At 58.4% G+C, this 19,746-nt stretch carries 18 protein-coding genes; 5 read left to right on the top strand and 13 right to left on the bottom strand.

What is annotated here, in order from left to right; all coding sequences use genetic code 11:
* Positions 1 to 87 precede the first annotated feature (87 nt).
* The 3 genes from ettA to AAA138_RS04210 form a co-directional block, all read right to left on the bottom strand.
* Positions 88 to 1,767, bottom strand: a complete 1,680-nt coding sequence (gene ettA, locus AAA138_RS04220) for an energy-dependent translational throttle protein EttA (protein WP_349089672.1) — start codon at positions 1,765 to 1,767, stop codon at positions 88 to 90.
* 177 nt (positions 1,768 to 1,944) lie between these two features.
* The gene (locus tag AAA138_RS04215) at positions 1,945 to 2,649 is read right to left on the bottom strand and encodes an SdpI family protein (protein ID WP_349089671.1); all 705 of its coding nucleotides are present in this window, start codon (positions 2,647 to 2,649) and stop codon (positions 1,945 to 1,947) included.
* Complete coding sequence (locus tag AAA138_RS04210) at positions 2,642 to 2,920, bottom strand: autorepressor SdpR family transcription factor (protein ID WP_022094448.1); 279 nt, start codon at positions 2,918 to 2,920, stop codon at positions 2,642 to 2,644. Before AAA138_RS04210 ends, AAA138_RS04215 begins: the two co-directional genes overlap by 8 nt.
* Before the next feature lie 460 nt (positions 2,921 to 3,380).
* On the opposite strand from AAA138_RS04210, the gene AAA138_RS04205 reads away from it, so the two are divergent.
* Positions 3,381 to 4,178, top strand: coding sequence for a tRNA threonylcarbamoyladenosine dehydratase (locus AAA138_RS04205; protein WP_118081834.1), 798 nt, complete (start codon positions 3,381 to 3,383; stop codon positions 4,176 to 4,178).
* 14 nt (positions 4,179 to 4,192) lie between these two features.
* Entirely contained in the window at positions 4,193 to 4,975 is a 783-nt protein-coding gene (locus AAA138_RS04200) for a TatD family hydrolase (protein WP_118081837.1), read from the top strand.
* 279 nt (positions 4,976 to 5,254) lie between these two features.
* Here AAA138_RS04200 and AAA138_RS04195 read toward each other — a convergent pair whose 3' ends face one another.
* The 8 genes from AAA138_RS04195 to AAA138_RS04160 form a co-directional block, all read right to left on the bottom strand.
* Positions 5,255 to 6,118 carry a PfkB family carbohydrate kinase gene (locus AAA138_RS04195; RefSeq protein ID WP_138374647.1) on the bottom strand — a complete coding sequence of 288 codons (864 nt, stop codon included), beginning with the start codon at positions 6,116 to 6,118 and terminating at the stop codon, positions 5,255 to 5,257.
* 14 nt (positions 6,119 to 6,132) lie between these two features.
* Complete coding sequence (locus tag AAA138_RS04190) at positions 6,133 to 7,101, bottom strand: SIS domain-containing protein (RefSeq protein WP_329737823.1); 969 nt, start codon at positions 7,099 to 7,101, stop codon at positions 6,133 to 6,135.
* A 62-nt stretch (positions 7,102 to 7,163) separates the two neighbouring features.
* Positions 7,164 to 8,015 carry a sugar phosphate isomerase/epimerase family protein gene (locus AAA138_RS04185; protein WP_117745875.1) on the bottom strand — a complete coding sequence of 284 codons (852 nt, stop codon included), beginning with the start codon at positions 8,013 to 8,015 and terminating at the stop codon, positions 7,164 to 7,166.
* A gap of 1 nt (position 8,016) precedes the next feature.
* Positions 8,017 to 9,600 (bottom strand): amidohydrolase family protein, encoded by a 1,584-nt coding sequence (locus tag AAA138_RS04180; protein ID WP_118081839.1) that lies wholly within the window; start codon positions 9,598 to 9,600, stop codon positions 8,017 to 8,019.
* A 9-nt stretch (positions 9,601 to 9,609) separates the two neighbouring features.
* The gene (locus AAA138_RS04175) at positions 9,610 to 11,073 is read right to left on the bottom strand and encodes a YfcC family protein (protein ID WP_329737822.1); all 1,464 of its coding nucleotides are present in this window, start codon (positions 11,071 to 11,073) and stop codon (positions 9,610 to 9,612) included.
* A gap of 218 nt (positions 11,074 to 11,291) precedes the next feature.
* On the bottom strand, positions 11,292 to 12,035 hold the full coding sequence (locus tag AAA138_RS04170) for a GntR family transcriptional regulator (protein ID WP_035138851.1): 744 nt from the start codon (positions 12,033 to 12,035) through the stop codon (positions 11,292 to 11,294).
* A 150-nt stretch (positions 12,036 to 12,185) separates the two neighbouring features.
* A complete protein-coding gene (locus tag AAA138_RS04165) occupies positions 12,186 to 12,845 on the bottom strand; it encodes an HAD family phosphatase (RefSeq protein WP_308196326.1) in 660 nt (219 codons plus the stop codon).
* A 64-nt stretch (positions 12,846 to 12,909) separates the two neighbouring features.
* The gene (locus AAA138_RS04160) at positions 12,910 to 13,752 is read right to left on the bottom strand and encodes a Cof-type HAD-IIB family hydrolase (RefSeq protein WP_117745871.1); all 843 of its coding nucleotides are present in this window, start codon (positions 13,750 to 13,752) and stop codon (positions 12,910 to 12,912) included.
* A 333-nt stretch (positions 13,753 to 14,085) separates the two neighbouring features.
* Here AAA138_RS04160 and AAA138_RS04155 point away from each other — a divergent pair, with 333 nt between their 5' ends.
* The 3 genes from AAA138_RS04155 (at position 14,086) to AAA138_RS04145 (ending at position 17,110) form a co-directional block, all read left to right on the top strand.
* Positions 14,086 to 15,132, top strand: a complete 1,047-nt coding sequence (locus AAA138_RS04155) for a hypothetical protein (protein WP_349089670.1) — start codon at positions 14,086 to 14,088, stop codon at positions 15,130 to 15,132.
* 63 nt (positions 15,133 to 15,195) lie between these two features.
* Entirely contained in the window at positions 15,196 to 15,813 is a 618-nt protein-coding gene (locus tag AAA138_RS04150; protein ID WP_022094432.1) for an ATP-dependent Clp protease proteolytic subunit, read from the top strand.
* The gene (locus AAA138_RS04145; protein WP_271760149.1) at positions 15,806 to 17,110 is read left to right on the top strand and encodes a VirD4-like conjugal transfer protein, CD1115 family; all 1,305 of its coding nucleotides are present in this window, start codon (positions 15,806 to 15,808) and stop codon (positions 17,108 to 17,110) included. The genes AAA138_RS04150 and AAA138_RS04145 overlap by 8 nt, the downstream gene beginning before the upstream one ends.
* Positions 17,111 to 17,251: 141 nt before the next feature.
* On the opposite strand, the gene pgi is transcribed toward AAA138_RS04145, so the two are convergent.
* Both pgi and AAA138_RS04135 read right to left on the bottom strand, forming a co-directional pair.
* Positions 17,252 to 18,946 carry a glucose-6-phosphate isomerase gene (gene pgi / locus AAA138_RS04140; protein ID WP_271760148.1) on the bottom strand — a complete coding sequence of 565 codons (1,695 nt, stop codon included), beginning with the start codon at positions 18,944 to 18,946 and terminating at the stop codon, positions 17,252 to 17,254.
* A gap of 199 nt (positions 18,947 to 19,145) precedes the next feature.
* Positions 19,146 to 19,670: an iron-containing alcohol dehydrogenase gene (locus tag AAA138_RS04135; RefSeq protein ID WP_271760230.1), complete on the bottom strand. Its 525-nt coding sequence runs from the start codon at positions 19,668 to 19,670 to the stop codon at positions 19,146 to 19,148.
* Positions 19,671 to 19,746: the final 76 nt, after the last annotated feature.

Raw genomic sequence — 19,746 nt, 5'->3', positions numbered from 1 at the left:
GCGAGCGACGGTTTGAACGGCAAGATGGGGTGCTTGCGGCCCGCGCAGCGTCGAGCAGTTACGCGGTTTGGAAAACCGCGTAACAATCTAGTCACGCGTCAGCTTGCGGTGAATACGATGCGGCTGGGCTGCGTCCTCGCCCAGGCGCTCGATACGGTTGGCCTGATAGGCCTCAAAGTTGCCCTCAAACCAATACCAGTTGCCCGGGTTCTCGTCGGTGCCCTCCCACGCCAGGATGTGCGTGGCAACGCGGTCCAGGAACATACGGTCGTGGCTAATGACCACCGAACAGCCCGGGAACTCGAGCAGCGCCGCCTCGAGCGAGGACAGCGTCTCGACGTCGAGGTCGTTCGTGGGCTCGTCGAGAAGCAGCAGGTTGCCGCCCTGCTTGAGCGTGAGCGCCAGGTTCAGACGGTTGCGCTCACCACCGGAGAGCACGCCGGCGCGCTTCTGCTGGTCCTGGCCCTTAAAGCCAAAGCTCGCCACGTACGCGCGGCTGGGAACCTCGGTCTCGCCCACCATCACGTGGTCCAGGCCGTCCGAGACGACCTCCCATAGGTTCTTATCGGGGTCGATGCCGGAACGGTTCTGATCGACATAGGAGATCTTGACGGTCTCGCCCACCTCGAGCTCGCCCGAAGTCAGCGGCTCCAGACCCACAATCGTCTTGAACAGCGTGGTCTTACCGACGCCGTTGGGGCCGATGACGCCCACGATGCCGTTGCGCGGCAGGGTGAACGAAAGGTCGTCGATGAGCACGCGGCCATCGAACTCCTTGTGCAGATGATGGGCCTCGAGAACCTTGTTGCCCAGACGCGGCCCGACGGGAATGCGGATATCGGTCCAGTCGAGCTTCTGGCTTGCGCGCGCCTCGGCCTCCATCTCCTCATAGCGAGCCAGACGGGCCTTGTTCTTGGCCTGGCGAGCCTTGGGCGAGCTGCGTACCCACTCGAGCTCAGCCTCCATGCGCTTGGCGAGCTTGGCGTCGCGGTTGCCCTGTGCCTCGATACGCGCGGCCTTGGTCTCCAGATACGTGGAGTAGTTGCCCTTGTAGGGATAGAGGTGGCCGCGGTCGACCTCGCAGATCCACTCGGCAACGTTATCCAGGAAGTAGCGATCGTGTGTGACGGCAAGCACCGCGCCCTGGTAGTTGTGCAGGAAGTGCTCGAGCCACAGGATCGACTCGGCGTCCAGGTGGTTGGTGGGCTCGTCGAGCAGCAGCAGGTCGGGAGCCTCGAGCAGCAGCTTGCACAGGGCCACGCGACGGCGCTCGCCGCCGGAGAGCACGTTGACCGGCATGTCGGAATCGGGCAGCTGCAGGGCGTCCATGGCCTGGCCGAGCTTGGAATCGATATCCCAGCCGTCGGCGGCGTCAATCTCGTCCTGGAGCTTTCCCATCTCGGCCATGAGGGCGTCCATGTCGCAGTCCGGATCGCACATCTCCTCGCCGATCTTGTTGAAGCGATCGACCTTGGCGATCATGTCGCCAAACGCCATGCGCACGTTCTCGATGACGGTCTTGTCGTCGTCGAGCGGCGGCTCCTGCTGCAGGATGCCCACGGTGTAGCCGGGGGTGAGCTTGGCATCACCGTTGGAGACCTCCTCGATGCCGGCCATGATCTTGAGCAGGGTCGACTTGCCCATACCGTTGGGGCCCACGACGCCGATCTTGGCACCGGGGTAGAAGCTCAGGGTCACGTCGTCAAGGATTACCTTGTCGCCATGGGCCTTGCGAGCCTGATACATCTGATAAATGAACTCCGCCACAGTCATTTCTCCTTATCTAGCTGCGGAAATCTTCTCCCCCTCTCCGTTTTGGAAAAAGCGGAGAGGCAGTCCACGCGTTCTAATAAAAAGGGGCATGGTTGCCCACACCCCCTAATACTACCTGGGAAAAGTCCCCCGGAACATACCATGAACTGCGTACGCTAGTTTTCCGCAACCTTAGCGAACGGCCCGCTGCGATTTGCGCCACAGCAGATACGAGTAGACGTAGACGGCTCCGACCGAACCAAACGCCAGAACCGCAATCACCGCGGCGACGACTTCACTCGAAAGCACGCTGCCTGCCACGCCCATCACAATCAGGCCAATACCCAGCACCATAAAGCAGGCGCCGCCAAAACGCTGCGTACGGCGCCAGTTCTCGGGATCGGCAAGCGCCCAGGGTGTCTTGATACCGAGCGTATAGTTCTGCTTCACACGCGGCAAGTAGTTGCCTACGCCGATGAACAGCAAACCGACAACACCGGAAATCAGCACGTTAACCGAACCGACCGCCGGCACCACGCCCCAGACCGTAAGCTCTCCCAGCCAGCTTATCGCGCACATGAACAAGGTGAAGGCGATTACGAAGCCCTGGTAGAACTTGCCCGAGGTTCGATATGTCTCACCTTTGGGGTCGATGCGCGGCACCACGCAGAACATTGCGAGAAGCGCCAGAGGCAGCACGCCGAGCGCGGAGGCCATCCAGCTGGGACCCCAACCGTCGACGGCGCCGTTCGCGCCCCAGTGCGTGGGAATCTGCCCAGGCAAGCTCGGCATCACCATGAGATGCGCTACGACATTGGCGACGCACAGAGCGACCAGCGCAATCCACACGCGCGACGATACCCCCGTGGGGTGAATGCCCTTGTTTTCGTTATTCATCCTTATCACCTTCCGTGTTTGTAAAGCCCATAAACCAACCGATCAAGTCCTGCATGACGGTAGTGTTTAAGCTGTATACGATGTTTTGACCATGACGTTCGTCGGTTACCAACCCGGCGTTTTTGAGCGTCGCCAAGTGATGGCTCAGCGACGGCTTACTGATATCGAAATGCTCGGCAAGCTCCCCCGCCGTGCAATTGCCCTCGCGCAGCAACTCCAAAATGCGCCGTCGCGTTGGATCGGCAAGCGCCTTAAAACCCTCTCCCGGCATAAGACCCCCTTTCATCATCTCTCATGACGCGCACACTATACTCGATATTTAGATGTTTGTCTAACTATCTAATACAGGAACATCTATAGAACATTCGTTCGTATTTAGCTACAATGGAAGTTGAAGCAGATGGGCCAGCTCCCTCTACCCGAGAAGGAGATGGACTATGAGTATTGACGATGTCCTGACGTTGTTATTGCTTGTAATCGCGGCTGTGGAGCTCGGCATCCACATTGGAGGTCGAATGAAATAGCCGCCCCCGCGTAATGCGAAGACGGCCACTTCTCACGCTACAAACGTGTTTGGGAGTTGGCCAACCCGCGGCAACGGGTGCCATCTGCTTCATCTTATGCGAATCACTGCCTCATTTCAACAAGCCCCTAGGGCTCAAATGGAATCGCGATAATACCTATAATGACGATAGCTAAAACACGATTCGCTTCCCCATCGGAGGATGTCTATGACCGAAACCACAGCCGCAACCCCCAACGAGACACGCGACACCAAGCTCGAGATCATCATGGGCCGCGAGGCACTCGACAAACTCGCCGCCGCCACGGTGCTGGTGCTCGGCTGCGGAGGTGTGGGCTCCAATTGCTGCGAGGCACTTGCCCGCGGCGGCATTGGTCATTTCGTCATTCTGGATAAGGACATCATCGCGCCCAGCAATATCAATCGCCAGGCCATCGCCTTTCAAAGCACCATCGGCAAGCGCAAGGTCGATGTTATGGAAGCCATGATCCACGACATCAATCCAGCCGCTACCGTCATCAAGCGCACCGAATACCTGTTGAGCGACAATATCGACGAGTTCTTCGCGAGCGTTTTGGAGCAGACGGACGGCAAGCTCGACTACGTCGTCGACGCCATCGACACCATCTCGGCCAAGCTCACCATTGCCAAATATGCTCAGGACCACGACATTCGTTTGGTTAGCTCCATGGGCGGGGCCAACAAGCTCCATCCCGAGTGCCTCCGCTTTGCCGACATTTTCGATACGGTACGTGACCCCATGAGCCGCATCATGCGCAAAGAATGCAAGAAGCGCGGAATCAAGAGTCTGCATGTACTGTTTAGCTGCGAGGAATCGGTTAAGACACAGCCCCGCGACCCTTCCAATATCCACGAGCGCACCGAGCTCGGAACCGCCAGCTTTATGCCGCCCATCATGGGCCAGATGATTGCCGGCGAGGTTATCCGCCAGATCAGTGGCCGCGGCACCGAGCGCGTGCGCGCCGATGGCCAGCGCTTGGACTAGCGGAGCGCGCCGAGATGGAGCCCCGGTTATTTGATGCACACTGCCATCTTGATTTAATGGCTCACCCGGACGCCGTTGCCGATGAGGCAACGGCGCTGGGCTTGGGTCTATTTGATTGCGGCGTCGATCCACGCGACTTTTCGGCCGCAAACGAGCGCGCTCGTCGCCACCCGGGCATCATCGCCGGCGTTGGGCTTCACCCCTGGTGGCTCGCCGATGGCCACTGCGGTTTTGCCGAAGTCAATCTGCTTTGCGAAGTTGCTGCCCAAGAACGCTACATCGGCGAAGTCGGACTCGACTTTTCCGCGCGCTTTGCTGGAAGTGAGCCGCTACAAATACAGGCACTTAACCGGCTCTGCGATGCGCTCGTGCAGCATCCTCTTACCGGGCGCGTGATATCAATTCACGCCGTTCGTTCGGCAGGAGCCGTACTGGACGTCCTCGAATCGCATGGACTACTCATCCCAAACCCCGACTCCCCCGCTATCATCTTCCACTGGTTTAGCGGCACTTCGGACGAACTCACCCGCGCGCGTAATGCGGGCTGCTATTTTTCCGTCAACGAACGCATGCTCGCGACCAAGCGCGGTCGCGAATACGCACGACAGATTCCACTCGACCGCCTACTGCTCGAGACCGATGCGCCGGCCGAGCCAAACACAGAAACAAGCGCGCAGTCGCTCATCAGGTCGCTCACAAGGACCTCAGAACGCATCACCTCGCTCAAAAACTGCGACGCAAAGCGCATCGAGTCGATAGTTTTAACAAATGCGCGCTCTTTTTTTGACCTTCGCTAACCCCTGGTGTGCAAAAAATGCCAAATATGAGTACTGCTACCGGAATGGATACATTTCTTTTAACTTTCCAACCGCCAGAATAATCCTCGATTGTCCGCTAATTAAAGCTTTTACAGTCATTCATCCTGCGTTTTCGCAAATCTTAAACCCCTCCAGGCGCTCAAATCACGTCTGAAGGGGTTGATTTTGCTGCGACTAAATTAGTCACAGTACTCATATTTGGCATTTTTTGCACACGAGGTCCCGGGGAGGATCCTGCACCTCCCCGGGACCGCTCGGCTATTCGACGATTGGTGCTCCGTGGCCCCAAGAACCTTCCATGCCGCACACGGTCGAGGCAAACCCGGCAGCAAAGTCGAGCGCGCGCTCGATAGCCTCGGCGCCATCCTCTCCACGCTTGGCGGAATCGAGATAGCACATCAAAAACGAAGTGAGGAACGAGTCGCCCGCTCCCATGGTGTCCTTCATGTCCGTTACCGGTTTAGCCAGCTGGCGGTAATAACGCTCGCCGTCGTAAGCAATGCAGCCCTCGGCACCCGCCGTAGCCGACACAAAACGCGGACCCAGGCCCTTCACCCATGCCAGACGCTCGCGAATCTCGTCCTCACTCGCGGCATCCGCCGCACTAAAGAAGGCAAAATCGACGTAGGGTGCAATCTGCTCGTAGTACTCGTCGGTGGAGTCGTCCGAAAAGTCAAAAGAGACCGTGACGCCCGCAGCCTTCAGCTTGGGCAGCTCGCGCTCGGTAAAGCAATAGTTGCCCGAATGAACCACATCGAACTGCTTCATGTACGCAAGGTCAAAGCGATCGAGGACATAGCGCGCATCGCCACGGATACCGCCCTCGTTGGAGCCGAGGAAGACACGGTCACCGTCAACGACGGTCACGCGAGCCGCTCCGTTCTCGCCAATCATCTGCTCGCACTTGTCAAGCTCGACACCCTCATCCTCGAGGCTTGCAATGACATGCTCGGCAGCGGCGTCATTGCCAAAAATGCCCATGTATGCGGAACGTGCGGCACCGCATTTCTTGGCATAAACGGCGAAGTTCACCGCGTTGCCGCCAGGATACATGGTGTGGATATGCTCGTAGCGATCGACGACGTTGTCGCCAAATCCGAGCGCGTTAACGTTAAATGCCATGGCCTTTGTCCCTTCTAGTACTCGACAACACCCATATAGCGACGGAAATCGGGATCGTGATCAAACACCTTGCCGCGTGCAGCACGCAGCTCGCAGTTCATGGCGTAGAACAGCACCGGGTCCAGATAGGCACGGACGCTCGCCGGCACGGCTTCCATACCGTACTCCTTGGCATCGAGCACCATCAGCGTATCGGTATGCGTCTTAAGGAACGCCAGGGCGCGCTCGTCCATAGCACGGCACTCGCTGGAGCCCATCTGCAGGAAGTAAAAAACGCCATCCTGAGTAGCCTCGAAGGGGCCATGGAAGTACTCGGCAGAGTGGATGTAGCTGCAGTGCTGCCACTGCATCTCCATAAGAGAGCAGATAGCGAAACCGTAGGTCTGGCTAAAGTTGGGACCGCTGCCCAGAATATAGAAGAACTCGTGCTCCTGGCAAAGCTTGGCAAAACGATCGCCCAGCTCGGCATTTACCTTCTCACGTGCCGGGGGAAGAATCTTATCCATCTCGGCGATACCGGCATACATATCGGCAAGATCGGCGTAGCCCTCCTGCTGATCGAGCAGCTCGGCCGCAAGCGACAGCGAAATGCCAGCGGGGACCTCAGCCTGCGGCACGCCCTCGCCCCATGGGTAGACCCACGTGGTCCACCTGCCGGAGTCGATCTTAGATCCAGCGTTGTCGGTCTGGGCGATCACCGTAGCGCCGGCGGCAAGGGCAATCTCGCAGCCCTCAACGACCTCGGGGGTGTTGCCACTGTGGCTGCAAGCAATGACCAGGGACTTCTCGCCCAGACGACGCGGACGCATGATATCGAACTCGCGAGCCGTATAGATATACGAAGTGAAGGTGGTTGCCTCGCGCTGCAGAAGCTCGTGAGCCGGGATCAAATCGATCATGGAGCCACCACAAGCAATCCAGTAGACGCTGTCGAACTTGCCCTTCTCGGCAATTGCCTCTTTGATCAGATCGTGTGCGTTCATATCCAGTTCCTTTCTTGTTTGGGCCGCAATCAATGACGTTGGTTGCGTGGCCGATAGTTGTTTTAGTCAATCAGATATTTCTCGAATGCGGCCATGTTCTTGGCATCAGCCGCCGCCGGGTCATCGTAGTAACGACCGTCCGTGATTTCCTGGCCCAGCATGCCGTCGAAACCATGGGCGTTGAGTGTGGCAACGAAGGCGTCCATATCGTGCTTGCCATCGCCCCACACCAGATGGCCATACGGGTCACCGTCGATAAAGTGCATCTCGTGAATTGCCCCATCACCAAAGGCGGCAAACCAGTCCTCGAGCGTCTCGCCTGCAACGCCCATCGCGGTTGTATCAACCATGGGCTGTAAGTACGGGCTCGCGACCTCGTCAATCATGCGCTTCGCATCGGAAACCGTCGTCACAAGGTTGCTCTCCTCGGGACGCAGGCTTTCCATCGTGAGCACCAGACCGTGCTCGCCGGCATACTCCGCCAGAATGGACAAGTGCTCGCGGCTGCGCTTCCAGGCTTCCTCGCGGTCCTCGTCCCAGTCGCCCCAGCCCGAGTTGATGGACATACGGTCGCACCCAAGTACCTCGGCAAGCTCAATGCCGTGTTTAAAGTACGCCAGACTGCGCTGTTCATGCAGCGGCTTGCGTGCGCAGTACTGCCAAGGATAGACAACGTTCTCGGGGCACAGAGTACGATACCTAAGCCCACGGTCTGCAGCCTTTTTCGCCAGGACCTCAGCCTCAAAGTAGCCCGTATGGTCGAGCGTCACATGCGGCTCTGCGCACCACAGCTCAATGGACTCAAAGCCCAAACGCTGCTGCACATCAAGGAAGTAATCGAGCGACCACATGATGTAGTGGATATTCATGCCCGCAATCTGCTCGCGGCGCAGCGTCGGTTTGGATTCAGACATCTTATGCCTCCTTATTTCGATCGAACACGATTTGTCCGTCCGACATCGTCATATCAACCGCAAGATCGCGTGCGTCGCGATAATCGAGGTCAAACACATCCCGATCGAGCACGCAGATATCGGCAAGCTTGCCGACCTCGAGCGTACCCAGCTCGTCTTCGCGCATCAGATCGTACGCGCCCCCGGCAGTCCAAGCGCGCAAGAGCTCGACAAGCGTCAGCGTGTTGACCTCATTCACAGGCAGTCCGTCGGCGAAGAATCCGCCGCACGCGCTGTAGATTGACTCGCCCAGGCTCGGAATCAGCAGCGGCAAATCCGTTCCACAGCACACTGTGCATCCGGAATCTTCCATGCCGCGGCGATTCCAGCTGTGCAAAAGTCGCGTCTCGCCAATTTGTCGACGCATCATCGACAGGCAATCCTCGCGTCGGTCCAGCGTCAGAATCTGCGGATAGACCTCGCAAATTCCACCTAACTTGCCAAACTCGACAAGATCGGTCGGGTCAGAGTTCTCGAGATCGGTAATCGCATGGCGGCGAAGCATCCGTCCATGCTCGTCTCGAGGCAGCGAGGCATAGAGCGCCACGGTGCGACGAACGGCGCCATCGCCCTGGCAATGCAAGGAATATCGGAATCCGTCAGCATCAATTGCACGCAGCTCGTTCTCAATCAGATCCCACTCTGGCTCCTCGACGACCGTCTTGCCGGCAGCGCCCGCATCGGCCGAGTCCTCATAGGGTTCTATCATCTCGGCAAGCCCCGCCCATACGCCGCGATCGGTCATACGGTTGAAGCCAGAAAAACGAACGAACGGTCCCCGGAAGCGCTCTCGTGCCTCGCGGGCATATGCAAGATTTGCACCGGCACCCACCGGCTGCGACATCATAGAGACGCGAACCGTCAGCTCACCAGATTCCTCACGGCGAGCCATTTCGTCGGCAAAGCCGTAGTAGTCATCAAACGCCATCTCCTTGATGGCGGTAACGCCGCGTTCGTTAAGCATGCTCATGTAGTCCGAATACCCTGCACGCACCTCGGGCAGCGCGAGGAAATCGCTCATCATGCGCCAGATCTTCTCGGCATAGCACGCCTGGGGTGTGAAGCCGTATCGCGCACTGGCGGCAGCATTGAGAACACAGGTATCCGCGCCCGGTGTAAAGCAGACGACGGGGATATCGCCAAAACACTCGTCAAACACAGCTGCTGTATTTGCGTTCTCGGCATCCGATGCCAACGTTTCGGGTAGGTTGTGGCCAAAAGCCGCCGCGCAATCCGGACGATCTTCTTTCCATGCACGCAAGAGCGACACGGCCTCTTTGGCATCAGCGATGCCGGACAGATCAGGCCCCAACGTCCGCAGCGCCCAGCCTGTATAGAAGGTATGCACATCGATCAGGCCAGGCATGACGGTGCGGTCGCCCAGGTCAACTACCTCGTCCGCCTGGGTCAAATACGAAGCTAGCTCACACTTGGTGCCAACAGCCTCAATTCGATTGCCACGGACCGCTACGAAACCTTCAAACGGCAGGTCCCCCGTACCGGTAAAGACGCTCTTAGACGTCAGGACCGTCAAACGATCAGACATCACAACCACCTACGCCGGAAGCATGCCAGAGATTGCCGTTACGATCAGGCCAAAGACGACCATGAAAATGAAGAACTTCCAAATGGTCTTCCACCATTGACCAAACGAGATCTTTGCCACGGCAAGACCGGCAACCGTCATGCCCGCCACGGGACTGATGGTGTTGATGGTCTGATTAGCAAACTGGAGCGCGGTAACGGCGGCTTCGGGATTGAGGCCCATAAGCTCGGTCAGCGGACCCATGACGGGCATGGTGAGCGCCGCAAGTCCAGAGCTCGAGGGAACCAGCAAAGAGAGCAGGCCAAGGACGATATACATAAACGTGGTGTAGACGGCGGCAGGTGCACCGGCCAGTGCAGTAGCGAGCGCCTGGAGGATGGTGTCGATGATCATGCCGCCCTCGGCGATGACCAGAATACCGCGAGCGATACCGATAACGACGGCAGCGTACGCAAAGTCGGCGAGACCCTTAACGAACTCCTCTGCGATCGTCTGCTGGTCAAGGCCGCCCAGGATACCGGCAAGCAAGCCCATGCCAAGGAACACGGCGGAAATCTGATTCATGTACCAGCCCTGGGTAACAAGACCCCAGACGATAATGCCCATACCGCAAGCAAAATCGATAAGCACGAGCTTCTGACGGATAGTGAACTCTTCCTCGATGGAGGCATCGGTCACGGAAAATTCAATACGCTTGAGCTTATCGTCCTCGTACACAATGGACGACTCGGGGTTTTTCTTGACGCGCATGGCGTAGCGCATGGCCCATGCGATACCGACGGCAGTGAAGATGACCCAAGAAACGGCACGCAGCCACAGTTGCGGATTACCCTCGATGCCAATGATGCCTTGGGCGATCAAAACATTAAACGGGTCGATGGTCGAAGCACAATATCCCAGGTTAGGACCAAGGAAGCAGATGATGAATGCCGTCATCGAGTCATAACCGATACCCATCATGATGGGAATGAAGATGGCATAGAACGGCAGGGCTTCCTCAGACATACCAAACGTAGTGCCACAAATGGACAGCAACGTCATCGTGATGGGAATGATGAGGATGTCCTTGTTCTTGAGCTTTTTAATCACACGGCTCATGCCGGCATTCAAAGCGTTGGTCTTGGTGATGATCGCGAACGATCCGCCAATCAATAAGACGAACGCAACGACGTCGGCAGCCTCTTGGATACCCTTGGTGGGCGCTTGCAGAACCGCGAAGATATCCTGACCCAGATTGATGGTCTCGCCGGTCTCGGAATCGGTGTAGTTCTTATCGACCTGTTCATAGGTTCCAGCAACGGCGACTTCACGCTCGCCCGCCGCTGTCGAAATCGTCTTGCGTTGATACTGACCAGAGGGAACGATCCAAGTCAGGACCGCAAAGACAACGATCAGCAAGAACATGATCGTATAGACATGCGGTAATTTGAACTTAAAACGTCTGTTTGTCTTCTTCGCCTTCGTATCTGACATAGATACCTCCAAAGAACTCGAGACTGCATCGCATCTCGGTTCAACGTTTGCACAATGCAAACGTTCTATGACGTCCCATAGATTACCAGCAGCTTTTTCCTTCATCAAGATAATTTCAAACTGATTGCCGCAACGCGGTTGAACGGTCGCGTTTGCGCCGTGAACGGTATGGAAACGCCCGGTGAGATGATCCACCGGGCGCTTCCATTCGCAATGTCCTAGATGTCAAAAACGTAGCGAGACCCAACGATCCGCTGACGACCGATGATAAACGGCCGCCGCTGCTCATCAAAAAAGAAGGCTTCCATATAAAACAAGGGTTCGCCAACGGGAACTGCCAACAGCCGAGCGACCTCGGGCGACGCGCACGCGATCTCGAGTGTGCACGGGTCGGTAAACGCGGGCGTACGGCCCGTCCGGTTACGCACGAACTCAAAAATGGATTGGTTAGATAGAGGTGCCGTTGATAGATAGGCGTTGTCCTCGTAAACGTATATGTTGTTCTCGAGCATGACAGGGACGCCATCGGCAGTGCGCACGCGCTCAACGCAAATCAAGTCAGTTCCAACGGGAACACCAAAGAACTGTGCTTCGGTGGAATCCGCCGGCAGTATCTTTCTCGAAATGACACACGCCCCCGGTTCCATTCCGTTAACGCGGCATGCGTCCGAAAAACTCTGAACGTCATCCTTCTGGCGAATCTTGCGCTTGAGCTTGGGGGCATTGACAAACGTGCCTTTCCCCTGTCGCTTCGTTAGATAGCCCTGCTGGACGAGCTCCTCAATAGCGCGTCGCACGGTAACGCGGCCAACTTTATAGCTCTCAGCCAATTCGAATTCGTTGGGTATCCGCGCGCCTGCCTTGTAGGCGCCGGAGTTGATTTCGTTTTTAATGATATCAATGACCTGTTGGTACAGCGGTATCGCTGCTTTACCGTCAGTTAGCCCTTCAGTCGGTGGCATATACCTTCTCCCAGCACAATTAATTCTAAAACGGGCTTAAGGGCATTCAACAAGCCCTTAAGCCCGCATTAGCTTAAAGTATGCTAGGTGTCGCACCAAAATGTTGGCTATTTACTCATCAGACCCGAAAAACGCGCAACTACCGCGCTCCTAAGAAAGCGTGAGCAGCTCCGGCAGCTGGTCGATAATCTTGTCCGCGGCATCCTGGCTAAAGCCAAAACGCTCCTCGCGCTTGGCAATAACTGTCAGGCCGGCTCGCTTGCCAGCGGTGATGCCAGGCACCGAATCCTCAACGCAGCAGCAGCGATTCGCGGGCAGCCCCAGCAGGTCCAGCGCATGCAAGTAGATGTCGGGCTCGGGCTTGCTCTCCTTAAACTGCTCGCCGCTCACCACATACTCAAAGGCATCCGACAGCCCGCACGCATTGAGCACTTCCTCGATGCTAACCATGGGAGACGAGCTGGCAAGCGCCACGCGAACGCCACGGCGCGGCAGCTCTCGAATCGTATCCACGGCGCCTGGGTTAATCAAAGCCTGATAGTCGCGCGGACGCTTATGCGCCCACTCGTCCCAACGGGCCAACGCTTCCTCGCCAGTGAAATGCCCCTTACCGGCGCGCTCAAACCAATCGACCAGCATATGCAGGAAGAACTGATGGGAGGTACCGACCTGCCCATTCAACTCCTCTTGAGTCAGATTAAGCCCCAGCTCCTTGGCAAACGCGGCAGTCTCGCCCAAGTAGTAATACTCGGTATCGACAATGACGCCGTCCATGTCAAAGATAACGGCGTCGAACGGAAATGCGGACACGGCACCCTCCCTAACAAAAGGACGCCCGCGAGCAGGCGCCCGAATCATGCATTAATCGGCGATTCTAGCCCAGCAGCTTATCCAGCGCCACCGCAATACCATCTTCGTTGTTATTGGTGGTCACCATCTGGGCCACAGCCTTAACCTCATCGACGGCGTTTCCCATGGCAACACCGGTGCCGGCCCACTCGATCATGGACTTGTCGTTCTGGCCGTCGCCAAACGATACGACCTCGCTGGCATCGATGCCGAGCTTGGGCAGGGCACCCTCGAGCGCGCAGGCCTTGTCGATACCGGGCGCCGTGTACTCAAAGTACCAGTCGGCCGTAAACATGCCCGAAAGCGTCTGCTTAAAGGGCGCATACATCTCCTCGTAATGCGCCTGCAGGTATGCCGGGTCGCCCGCAGTGAGTAGCTTGTCCACGGGATAAGCATCAGCGACCTCATGCAGGCTCTCCACCTCGCGAATCTTAAGATCGCACGCGTCGCGCTCATACTTGACGATATTCTTCTGCGAGCCGTCAGGCAGCGTGATCATGCAACGGTACGAGTCCTCGACATGCAAATCACGACCGAGCGAAATCATAGGGATCACGTCAAAATTACGCAGGTGATCAATCAGGCGATGCAATTCGTCGGCAGGCATAGCCTGATCGAACAGCACCTCGTCGGTCTGAGCGTCGACCACATGCGCGCCGTTAAAGGCCACCAGCAGACCGTCATGGTTTTGAAGGTCGAGCTCCTGCGCCAAGGCGTGCAGCCCCCATGCGGGACGGCCCGAAGCCAAGATGAGCTTAATGCCCGATTCCTGCGCCGCGAGCAGCTTCTTGCGCGTACGCGAGCTAATCACTTTCTGGTCGTTGGTGAGCGTACCGTCGATATCCATCGCGATGGCTTTGATTGCCATATGTGCCTCCTTGCATCGTTTTTATCGCGCACTATCTTATCCGAGCCGGGGCACGTTCGCACAGCGCGCGTATGACGGTTGCAAAACCACCCCATTTGAAACAAAGGCAAAAAAGTACTTGCAAAGACGCGTTCCGACATATAAGTTGATAAAAGACCGCCGTTGCGGTTTTAAGTAGATCGAGCATATGAAGTTTGAGTTTTAGCGTGTAAGAGAAGGAAGATCGGCAAAGTACAACCCCAAACGCAATGACAACTTAATGAGGTAACTGCCACATGTGAGGCACCCCGGGCATTGCTGTCTCGATTTTGAGCACGATGCCTTCCGCCTTGCATGGGCCGTTCCATCCCGCCCCTGCAGCAACTGCCTCACGGGCTCATTGAAAACCGCATAGCACCCCAACGTCAGCACATCACCCACGGCAAGCACATCACTCACGACAACCAACACATCAACAAACAGCACGAACATCAACCGATTGGAGAAGCTATGACAAACCACCACGCTGAAGACAGCGATAAGAAAAGCATTCTGGATGCCCGAATTGAGCGAGCATATGCAAACGAATATGATGCCGCCTTTGCCGCCGCGACCATCAAGAACTACGCGTCGCTACCGCTCGCGACGATCTTGGCCGACCATCCTCAACTGCTGAAGCGCTGCACAAAGATCATGGGCGACCCCGACATTCGCAAGCTGACAGACCCCTATGCCCCAAAACGCGACAACGATTCGCACGTTCTTACCGTAGGCTGCCTAGCCCATATGCTTACGGCGCTCGACACGAAACTCAAGCTCGAATGGGAACCCGACGAGCGTCATGAACTCGAAAGCAAGCGGAACACCCTGCGCACCGCACTGTTCCTTCCGCTGGACGGCCTCAAGCGCTGCAACGTCGAGCTCAATACACAGGCGCGGCAAAAGCCCGGGACCACGGGGCAGAAAACCCCAAGACCCCATGCGGCCATCGTCGACCGCAACCGATATAACCGCATGACCGCGCACTTTTCCGCCGAGGGAGCAGCCATAAGGACGCTGATCGACCTGCTGTGCCTCCTGAGCATCAACGAGCTATTTGAGGGCTATCTCGCCCTTGTTCCCGCGACGGCACCCAAGTCGGTAGCAAAGATCATCGAGACCTGCAGACGCCAGTTTGAGCGCCATCGCAATGGCAGCGAGATGAACGCCAGCGTCGCGCAGTACTACGCGGCTCATTACAAAAATGACGGATGTGCCCCTGTCGAGCATCAGCTGCGGCTCGCCTACACCACGCCCGCCGCAACGCTCCATCGCTTTGGAGCCCTTGGCGCTTGCGAGCCGCACGAACAGGCAGCCTGCCCCACAACCGAACTCGATCTCAGGCTCGGACGAACCCTGTAGCCCGCCAGCCCCTCCGCGGGCAACAATCCTATTCCACAACACAACCAACAGAAAGGAGTCCTCATGGACACCAATCATTCCCCCATCATCAGCCCCCTCACCATGCGTGAATCCGCCCGAGGTATCACGCTCACCAGCATTTACGATGAGATGCTCGCCCGTCGCGAGCTCTCCGTCATGGGAAACATCGAAACCCCGATGGCCCACGACCTATGCCAGCAGATCCGCCTGCTCGATGCCACCGACCCCAGCCGCCCCATCACCATATTTGTCGCCAGCGCCGGCGGAAGCGTGCGATCGGGTCTTGCAATCTATGACGCCATGCGCCTCGCATCGTGCCCCATCCGCACCGTCTGCTTGGAATTCGCCGCGTCCATGGGCGCCGTGATCTTTATGGGCGGCGACGATCGCCGTATGGCGCCCCATGCAGAGCTCATGATTCACGACCCGCTGATCCCCCAGGGGGCAGGCGGCTCGGCACTTGCGCTGCAGGAAACCAGCCGGCGTCTCATGCAGACCCGCAAGACCCTCACGCAAATCCTCTCGGACCGCAGCGGCCTCACGCCCAAGCGCATCCAGTCCCTCACTGCAAAAGACACCTACCTTTCGGCCGAGCGCGCCGTCGAGCTCGGCTTTGCCCACGAAATCCTCTCGACCACCAAGGAGGTCGCCCATGTCTAACCTCGCCAGCCGCCTCGCCGCATCTGAGTCCGCATTGTCCACCATCCTCGCCAAGGATCGAACGCTTTCCTGCGACACCCGCCAAACGGGACTCAACAACAATGCACTTGTGATCGGCCCCTCGGGAGCCGGCAAGACCCGAAACGTCCTCAAGCCCAACCTACTGCAAATGAACGCAAGCTACATCGTGCTCGACACCAAAGGCACGCTCTGTCGCGAAGTGGGACCCGTGCTGGCAGCCCACGGTTACCGCGTGCAATGTCTCAACTTCGCCGACCTCAACACCGTCCCGGCCCTTGCGCCCGGCATCGAGCGCTGCGGCTACAACCCCCTGAGGCACATTCGCCGCAAGGCGGACGGCAGGCCCAACCAGCAGGACATCCTCTCGGTGGCAAAGGCCATCTGCCCCATCGAGGACAACAACCAGCCTTTTTGGGATCATGCGGCGGCAAACCTGCTGTCGTGTCTTATCGCCTACGTCACCGAACAGCTACCCGCCGACGAGCAGACGATCAGCTCGGTCATCAAGCTGATCGAGCACCTGCAGGACGGTGCCACGGGTCGATTGTTTGACGACCTGATCACGACCGACCCCCAAAGCTATGCCCTCTCGCTATGGCGGCGCTACGCCATTACGCAAAATGCCGAGCGCATGCACGCGAGCATCGTCGGCATCCTTGCCGAAAAGGTCATGTGTCTGGGATTCGACGGTGCGGCACAGCTCTATCGTGAGTGCCATCAGGTGGACTTCGCTTCCATGGGACACACCCCCTGCGCCCTGTTTGTAACCGTGAGCGATATTGACCGCAATCTCGATCCGCTGACCGGCCTCTTTATTTCGCAGGCGTTTATGGGCCTCATTCGCGAAGCCGATAGGCAGCCCGACGGCAGCCTGCCCGTGCCCGTGCGCTTTATGCTCGATGACTTCGCAAATCTGCAGATCCCCCAGATCGACAACGCGCTCTCGATTATCCGAAGCCGCAACATCTGGGCAACGCTGCTGCTGCAGTCGACCAACCAGCTCGATGCGCTCTATGGCGAGGCACGCGCACGCTCCATCATGGGCAACTGCGACACGCATCTGGTGCTGGCGTTCCAGGATCCCGAGAGCGCCCGGGTGTTTTCCGACCGCGCCGACGCGCTGCCCAGCACGCTCATGGCGACGCCGATCGATCGCTCGTGGCTCTTTGTACGCGGTCGCACTCCCGAACAGGTCGAGCGCTTTAGGCTCGAAGACCATCCGCTCTACGGGGAGCTGCCCGAGGCGCAGCGAGGCCATGCGGAGGCCGAGATCTAGACGCAGGGTTCTCGCAGCGCGCGGCGCCCCGGCGATGTTCCACAAAGGCCGTGCGCCCCGGGACCACGGCAAAGCAAAGGGGCCCGCATCCGATAGGATACGGGCCCCTGACTATAAGGCGCGATGCGTTAACAGCAGCGACTACTTGCGGTGAGCGCGGTAGAACTCGATGAGCGCCTGGGTCGAAGCGTCCTGCTCGGCCTTGGCAGCGTCGTCGTGGAAGGCCGGAGTAATCTGCTTGGCAAGCTGCTTGCCCAGCTCAACGCCCCACTGGTCATAGGAGTCGATGCCCCAGACCGTGCCCTCGACAAACGTGATGTGCTCGTACAGGGCGATGAGCTCGCCGAGTGCAAACGGGGTCAGCGTGTCGCCGAAGATCGAGGTCGTCGGGCGGTTGCCCTCAAAGCAGCGGGCCGGGACGATCTGCTCGGGCGTACCCTCGGCACGAACCTCGTCGGCTGTCTTGCCAAAGGCGAGTGCCTTGGTCTGGGCAAGGAAGTTGCCCAGGAACAGCTCGTGCACGTCCTGGCCGCTATCGGTCGCAGGGTTGGCGGTATTGGCGAAGGCGATGAAGTCGGCCGGAACCACCACGGTACCCTGGTGCAGCAGCTGATAGAAGGCATGCTGGCCGTTGGTGCCGGGCTCGCCCCAGAAGATCTCACCGGTATCGGAGGTCACAGCGCTGCCGTCCCAGCGGACGTGCTTGCCGTTGGACTCCATGGTGAGCTGCTGAAGGTAGGCCGGGAAGCGGTGCAGATACTGGCAGTACGGAAGCACGGCGTGGCTCTTGGAGCCGAAGAAGTTGACGTACCAGACGTTGAGCAGGCCCATCAGCGCGACGGCGTTGTTCTCGAGCGGCGTGTTGCAGAAGTACTCGTCGATAGCATGGAAGCCCTCGAGGAACTGCTGGAAGCGCTCGGGGCCGAGCACGACGATCAGCGACAGGCCCACGGCGGAGTCGACGGAGTAGCGGCCGCCGACCCAGTTCCAGAAACCAAAGGCGTTAGCGGGGTCGATACCGAAGGCCTCGACCTTCTCGAGTGCGGTGGAAACGGCGACGAAGTGCTTTGCCACGGCCTCGGCGTTCTGCTCATCGGAACCGTCGATGGCACCCTGAGCCTTGAGCTGCTCGAGCATCCAGGTCTTGACTTCGCGGGCGTTGGTGAGGGTCTCGAGCGTGGTGAAGGTCTTGGAGACGATGATCACGAGCGTGGTCTCGGGATCCAAACCCTTGAGCTTCTCGGCCTGATCGTTGGGGTCGATGTTGGAGATGTAGCGGCAGTCGATACCGGCGTCGGCGTAGGGACGCAGGGCCTCGTAGGCCATGACCGGGCCCAGATCGGAGCCACCGATGCCGACGGACACCAGGTGCTCGATCTTCTTGCCGGTAACGCCCTTCCACTCACCGGAGCGCACGCGCTCGGCGAAGGCGTACATGCGGTCGAGGACCTCGTGCACGTCGGCGACGACATCCTGGCCGTCAACGATGAGCTGACCCTTCTCGCTTGCCGGACGGCGAAGCGCGGTATGCAGAACAGCGCGGTCCTCGGTGGTGTTGATGTGCTCGCCGGAGAACATGGCGTCGCGGCGCTCCTCGAGCTTCACCTCGCGGGCAAGATCGCACAGCAGCTTGACGGTCTCATCGGTCACCAGGTTCTTGGACAGGTCGAAGTGCAGGTCACCGGCATCAAAGCTCAGCTTGTTCACGCGCTCTGCATCGGCAGCAAACCATGCCTTAAGGTCGATACCCTCGGCCTCGAGCTTCTCCTGATGGGCCTCGAGCGCCTTCCAAGCGGCGGTCGACGTAGCGTCGATAGGTGCGGCAACAGTTGCCATAAAGTCCTCCTCAACATACGGGCGCATACCTCCATGCGCCCGGATAATCAGATGCCCTTATTCTAGCGCAGGTCAAGACCGTAATCAGCGAGCGTTGCCAATTCGCCCCCAAACGGCGACCGACCAAAAAGGGACAGGTTTATTTTGGCAGGTCAAACGCTTTACCTACCAAAATTAACCTGTCCCTTCCTGTCAGGTGCTAGGCCGCCGCGCACACGCTGCCGAGCAGCTCGCGCAGAGGAGACCCAATGCCCTCAAGCAGTTCGGGAGCGATAATGGCAAAAACGGGAACCTCGCCGGCCCCCACGACGGCAGGCACTTTGCCCTCCGAGACAATACATCCATAAGGGACAAAACCGTCTTCGCCGGCATCGAGTACCGCCATGCGACGCGCGAGTTCGCGCGCAAAGCCGGCAGTATCGGCATCGCCGATCGCCAGGACAAAGTCCACGCCTTCGTCGGTCGCTAGGGCCACGGCCTCATCAACCAAATCGTCTCCCCCGTCGCCCCCGACCAAACCGCAACGAAAGAGCACGCGTTCGAGCAGGGCGCGATCGAGCGAGCCGAGTGCCGCCGAGACGAGCTCATCACGCGTATGCTTGTCACCGCCCAGCACGACCAGCGCCTTGGTGCCGCCGTAGTGAGCGACCAATCGTCCACACCAGCGAGCCACGTCTCCATCCGCAACCAAGCGCGTCGGCATACCAAACCCATAGTTGACCATCTTTCCCACAACCCTTCCGTGCGTATAGGCGGTATCAATCGTTAGGCTCATGCTAAGAAGCGAGGTTTTCCGAGCT

The organism is Collinsella sp. CLA-JM-H32B (assembly GCF_040098065.1).
Classification (GTDB): Bacteria; Actinomycetota; Coriobacteriia; order Coriobacteriales; family Coriobacteriaceae; genus Collinsella.
Note: the sequence above shows the minus strand (reverse complement) of the source record. Positions and strands in the feature narration are given on the sequence as shown.

Coding starts and splice junctions, on each gene's coding strand:
- pgi (WP_271760148.1), bottom strand. CDS start 18,946: ATGGCAACTGTTGCCGCACCTATCGACGCTACGTCGACCGCCGCTTGG.
- AAA138_RS04160 (WP_117745871.1), bottom strand. CDS start 13,752: ATGGCAATCAAAGCCATCGCGATGGATATCGACGGTACGCTCACCAAC.
- AAA138_RS04150 (WP_022094432.1), top strand. CDS start 15,196: ATGGACACCAATCATTCCCCCATCATCAGCCCCCTCACCATGCGTGAA.
- AAA138_RS04210 (WP_022094448.1), bottom strand. CDS start 2,920: ATGCCGGGAGAGGGTTTTAAGGCGCTTGCCGATCCAACGCGACGGCGC.
- AAA138_RS04135 (WP_271760230.1), bottom strand. CDS start 19,670: ATGGTCAACTATGGGTTTGGTATGCCGACGCGCTTGGTTGCGGATGGA.
- AAA138_RS04170 (WP_035138851.1), bottom strand. CDS start 12,035: ATGCCACCGACTGAAGGGCTAACTGACGGTAAAGCAGCGATACCGCTG.
- AAA138_RS04205 (WP_118081834.1), top strand. CDS start 3,381: ATGACCGAAACCACAGCCGCAACCCCCAACGAGACACGCGACACCAAG.
- AAA138_RS04145 (WP_271760149.1), top strand. CDS start 15,806: ATGTCTAACCTCGCCAGCCGCCTCGCCGCATCTGAGTCCGCATTGTCC.
- AAA138_RS04190 (WP_329737823.1), bottom strand. CDS start 7,101: ATGAACGCACACGATCTGATCAAAGAGGCAATTGCCGAGAAGGGCAAG.
- AAA138_RS04195 (WP_138374647.1), bottom strand. CDS start 6,118: ATGGCATTTAACGTTAACGCGCTCGGATTTGGCGACAACGTCGTCGAT.
- AAA138_RS04155 (WP_349089670.1), top strand. CDS start 14,086: ATGGGCCGTTCCATCCCGCCCCTGCAGCAACTGCCTCACGGGCTCATT.
- AAA138_RS04180 (WP_118081839.1), bottom strand. CDS start 9,600: ATGTCTGATCGTTTGACGGTCCTGACGTCTAAGAGCGTCTTTACCGGT.
- AAA138_RS04175 (WP_329737822.1), bottom strand. CDS start 11,073: ATGTCAGATACGAAGGCGAAGAAGACAAACAGACGTTTTAAGTTCAAA.
- AAA138_RS04185 (WP_117745875.1), bottom strand. CDS start 8,015: ATGTCTGAATCCAAACCGACGCTGCGCCGCGAGCAGATTGCGGGCATG.
- AAA138_RS04200 (WP_118081837.1), top strand. CDS start 4,193: ATGGAGCCCCGGTTATTTGATGCACACTGCCATCTTGATTTAATGGCT.
- AAA138_RS04215 (WP_349089671.1), bottom strand. CDS start 2,649: ATGAATAACGAAAACAAGGGCATTCACCCCACGGGGGTATCGTCGCGC.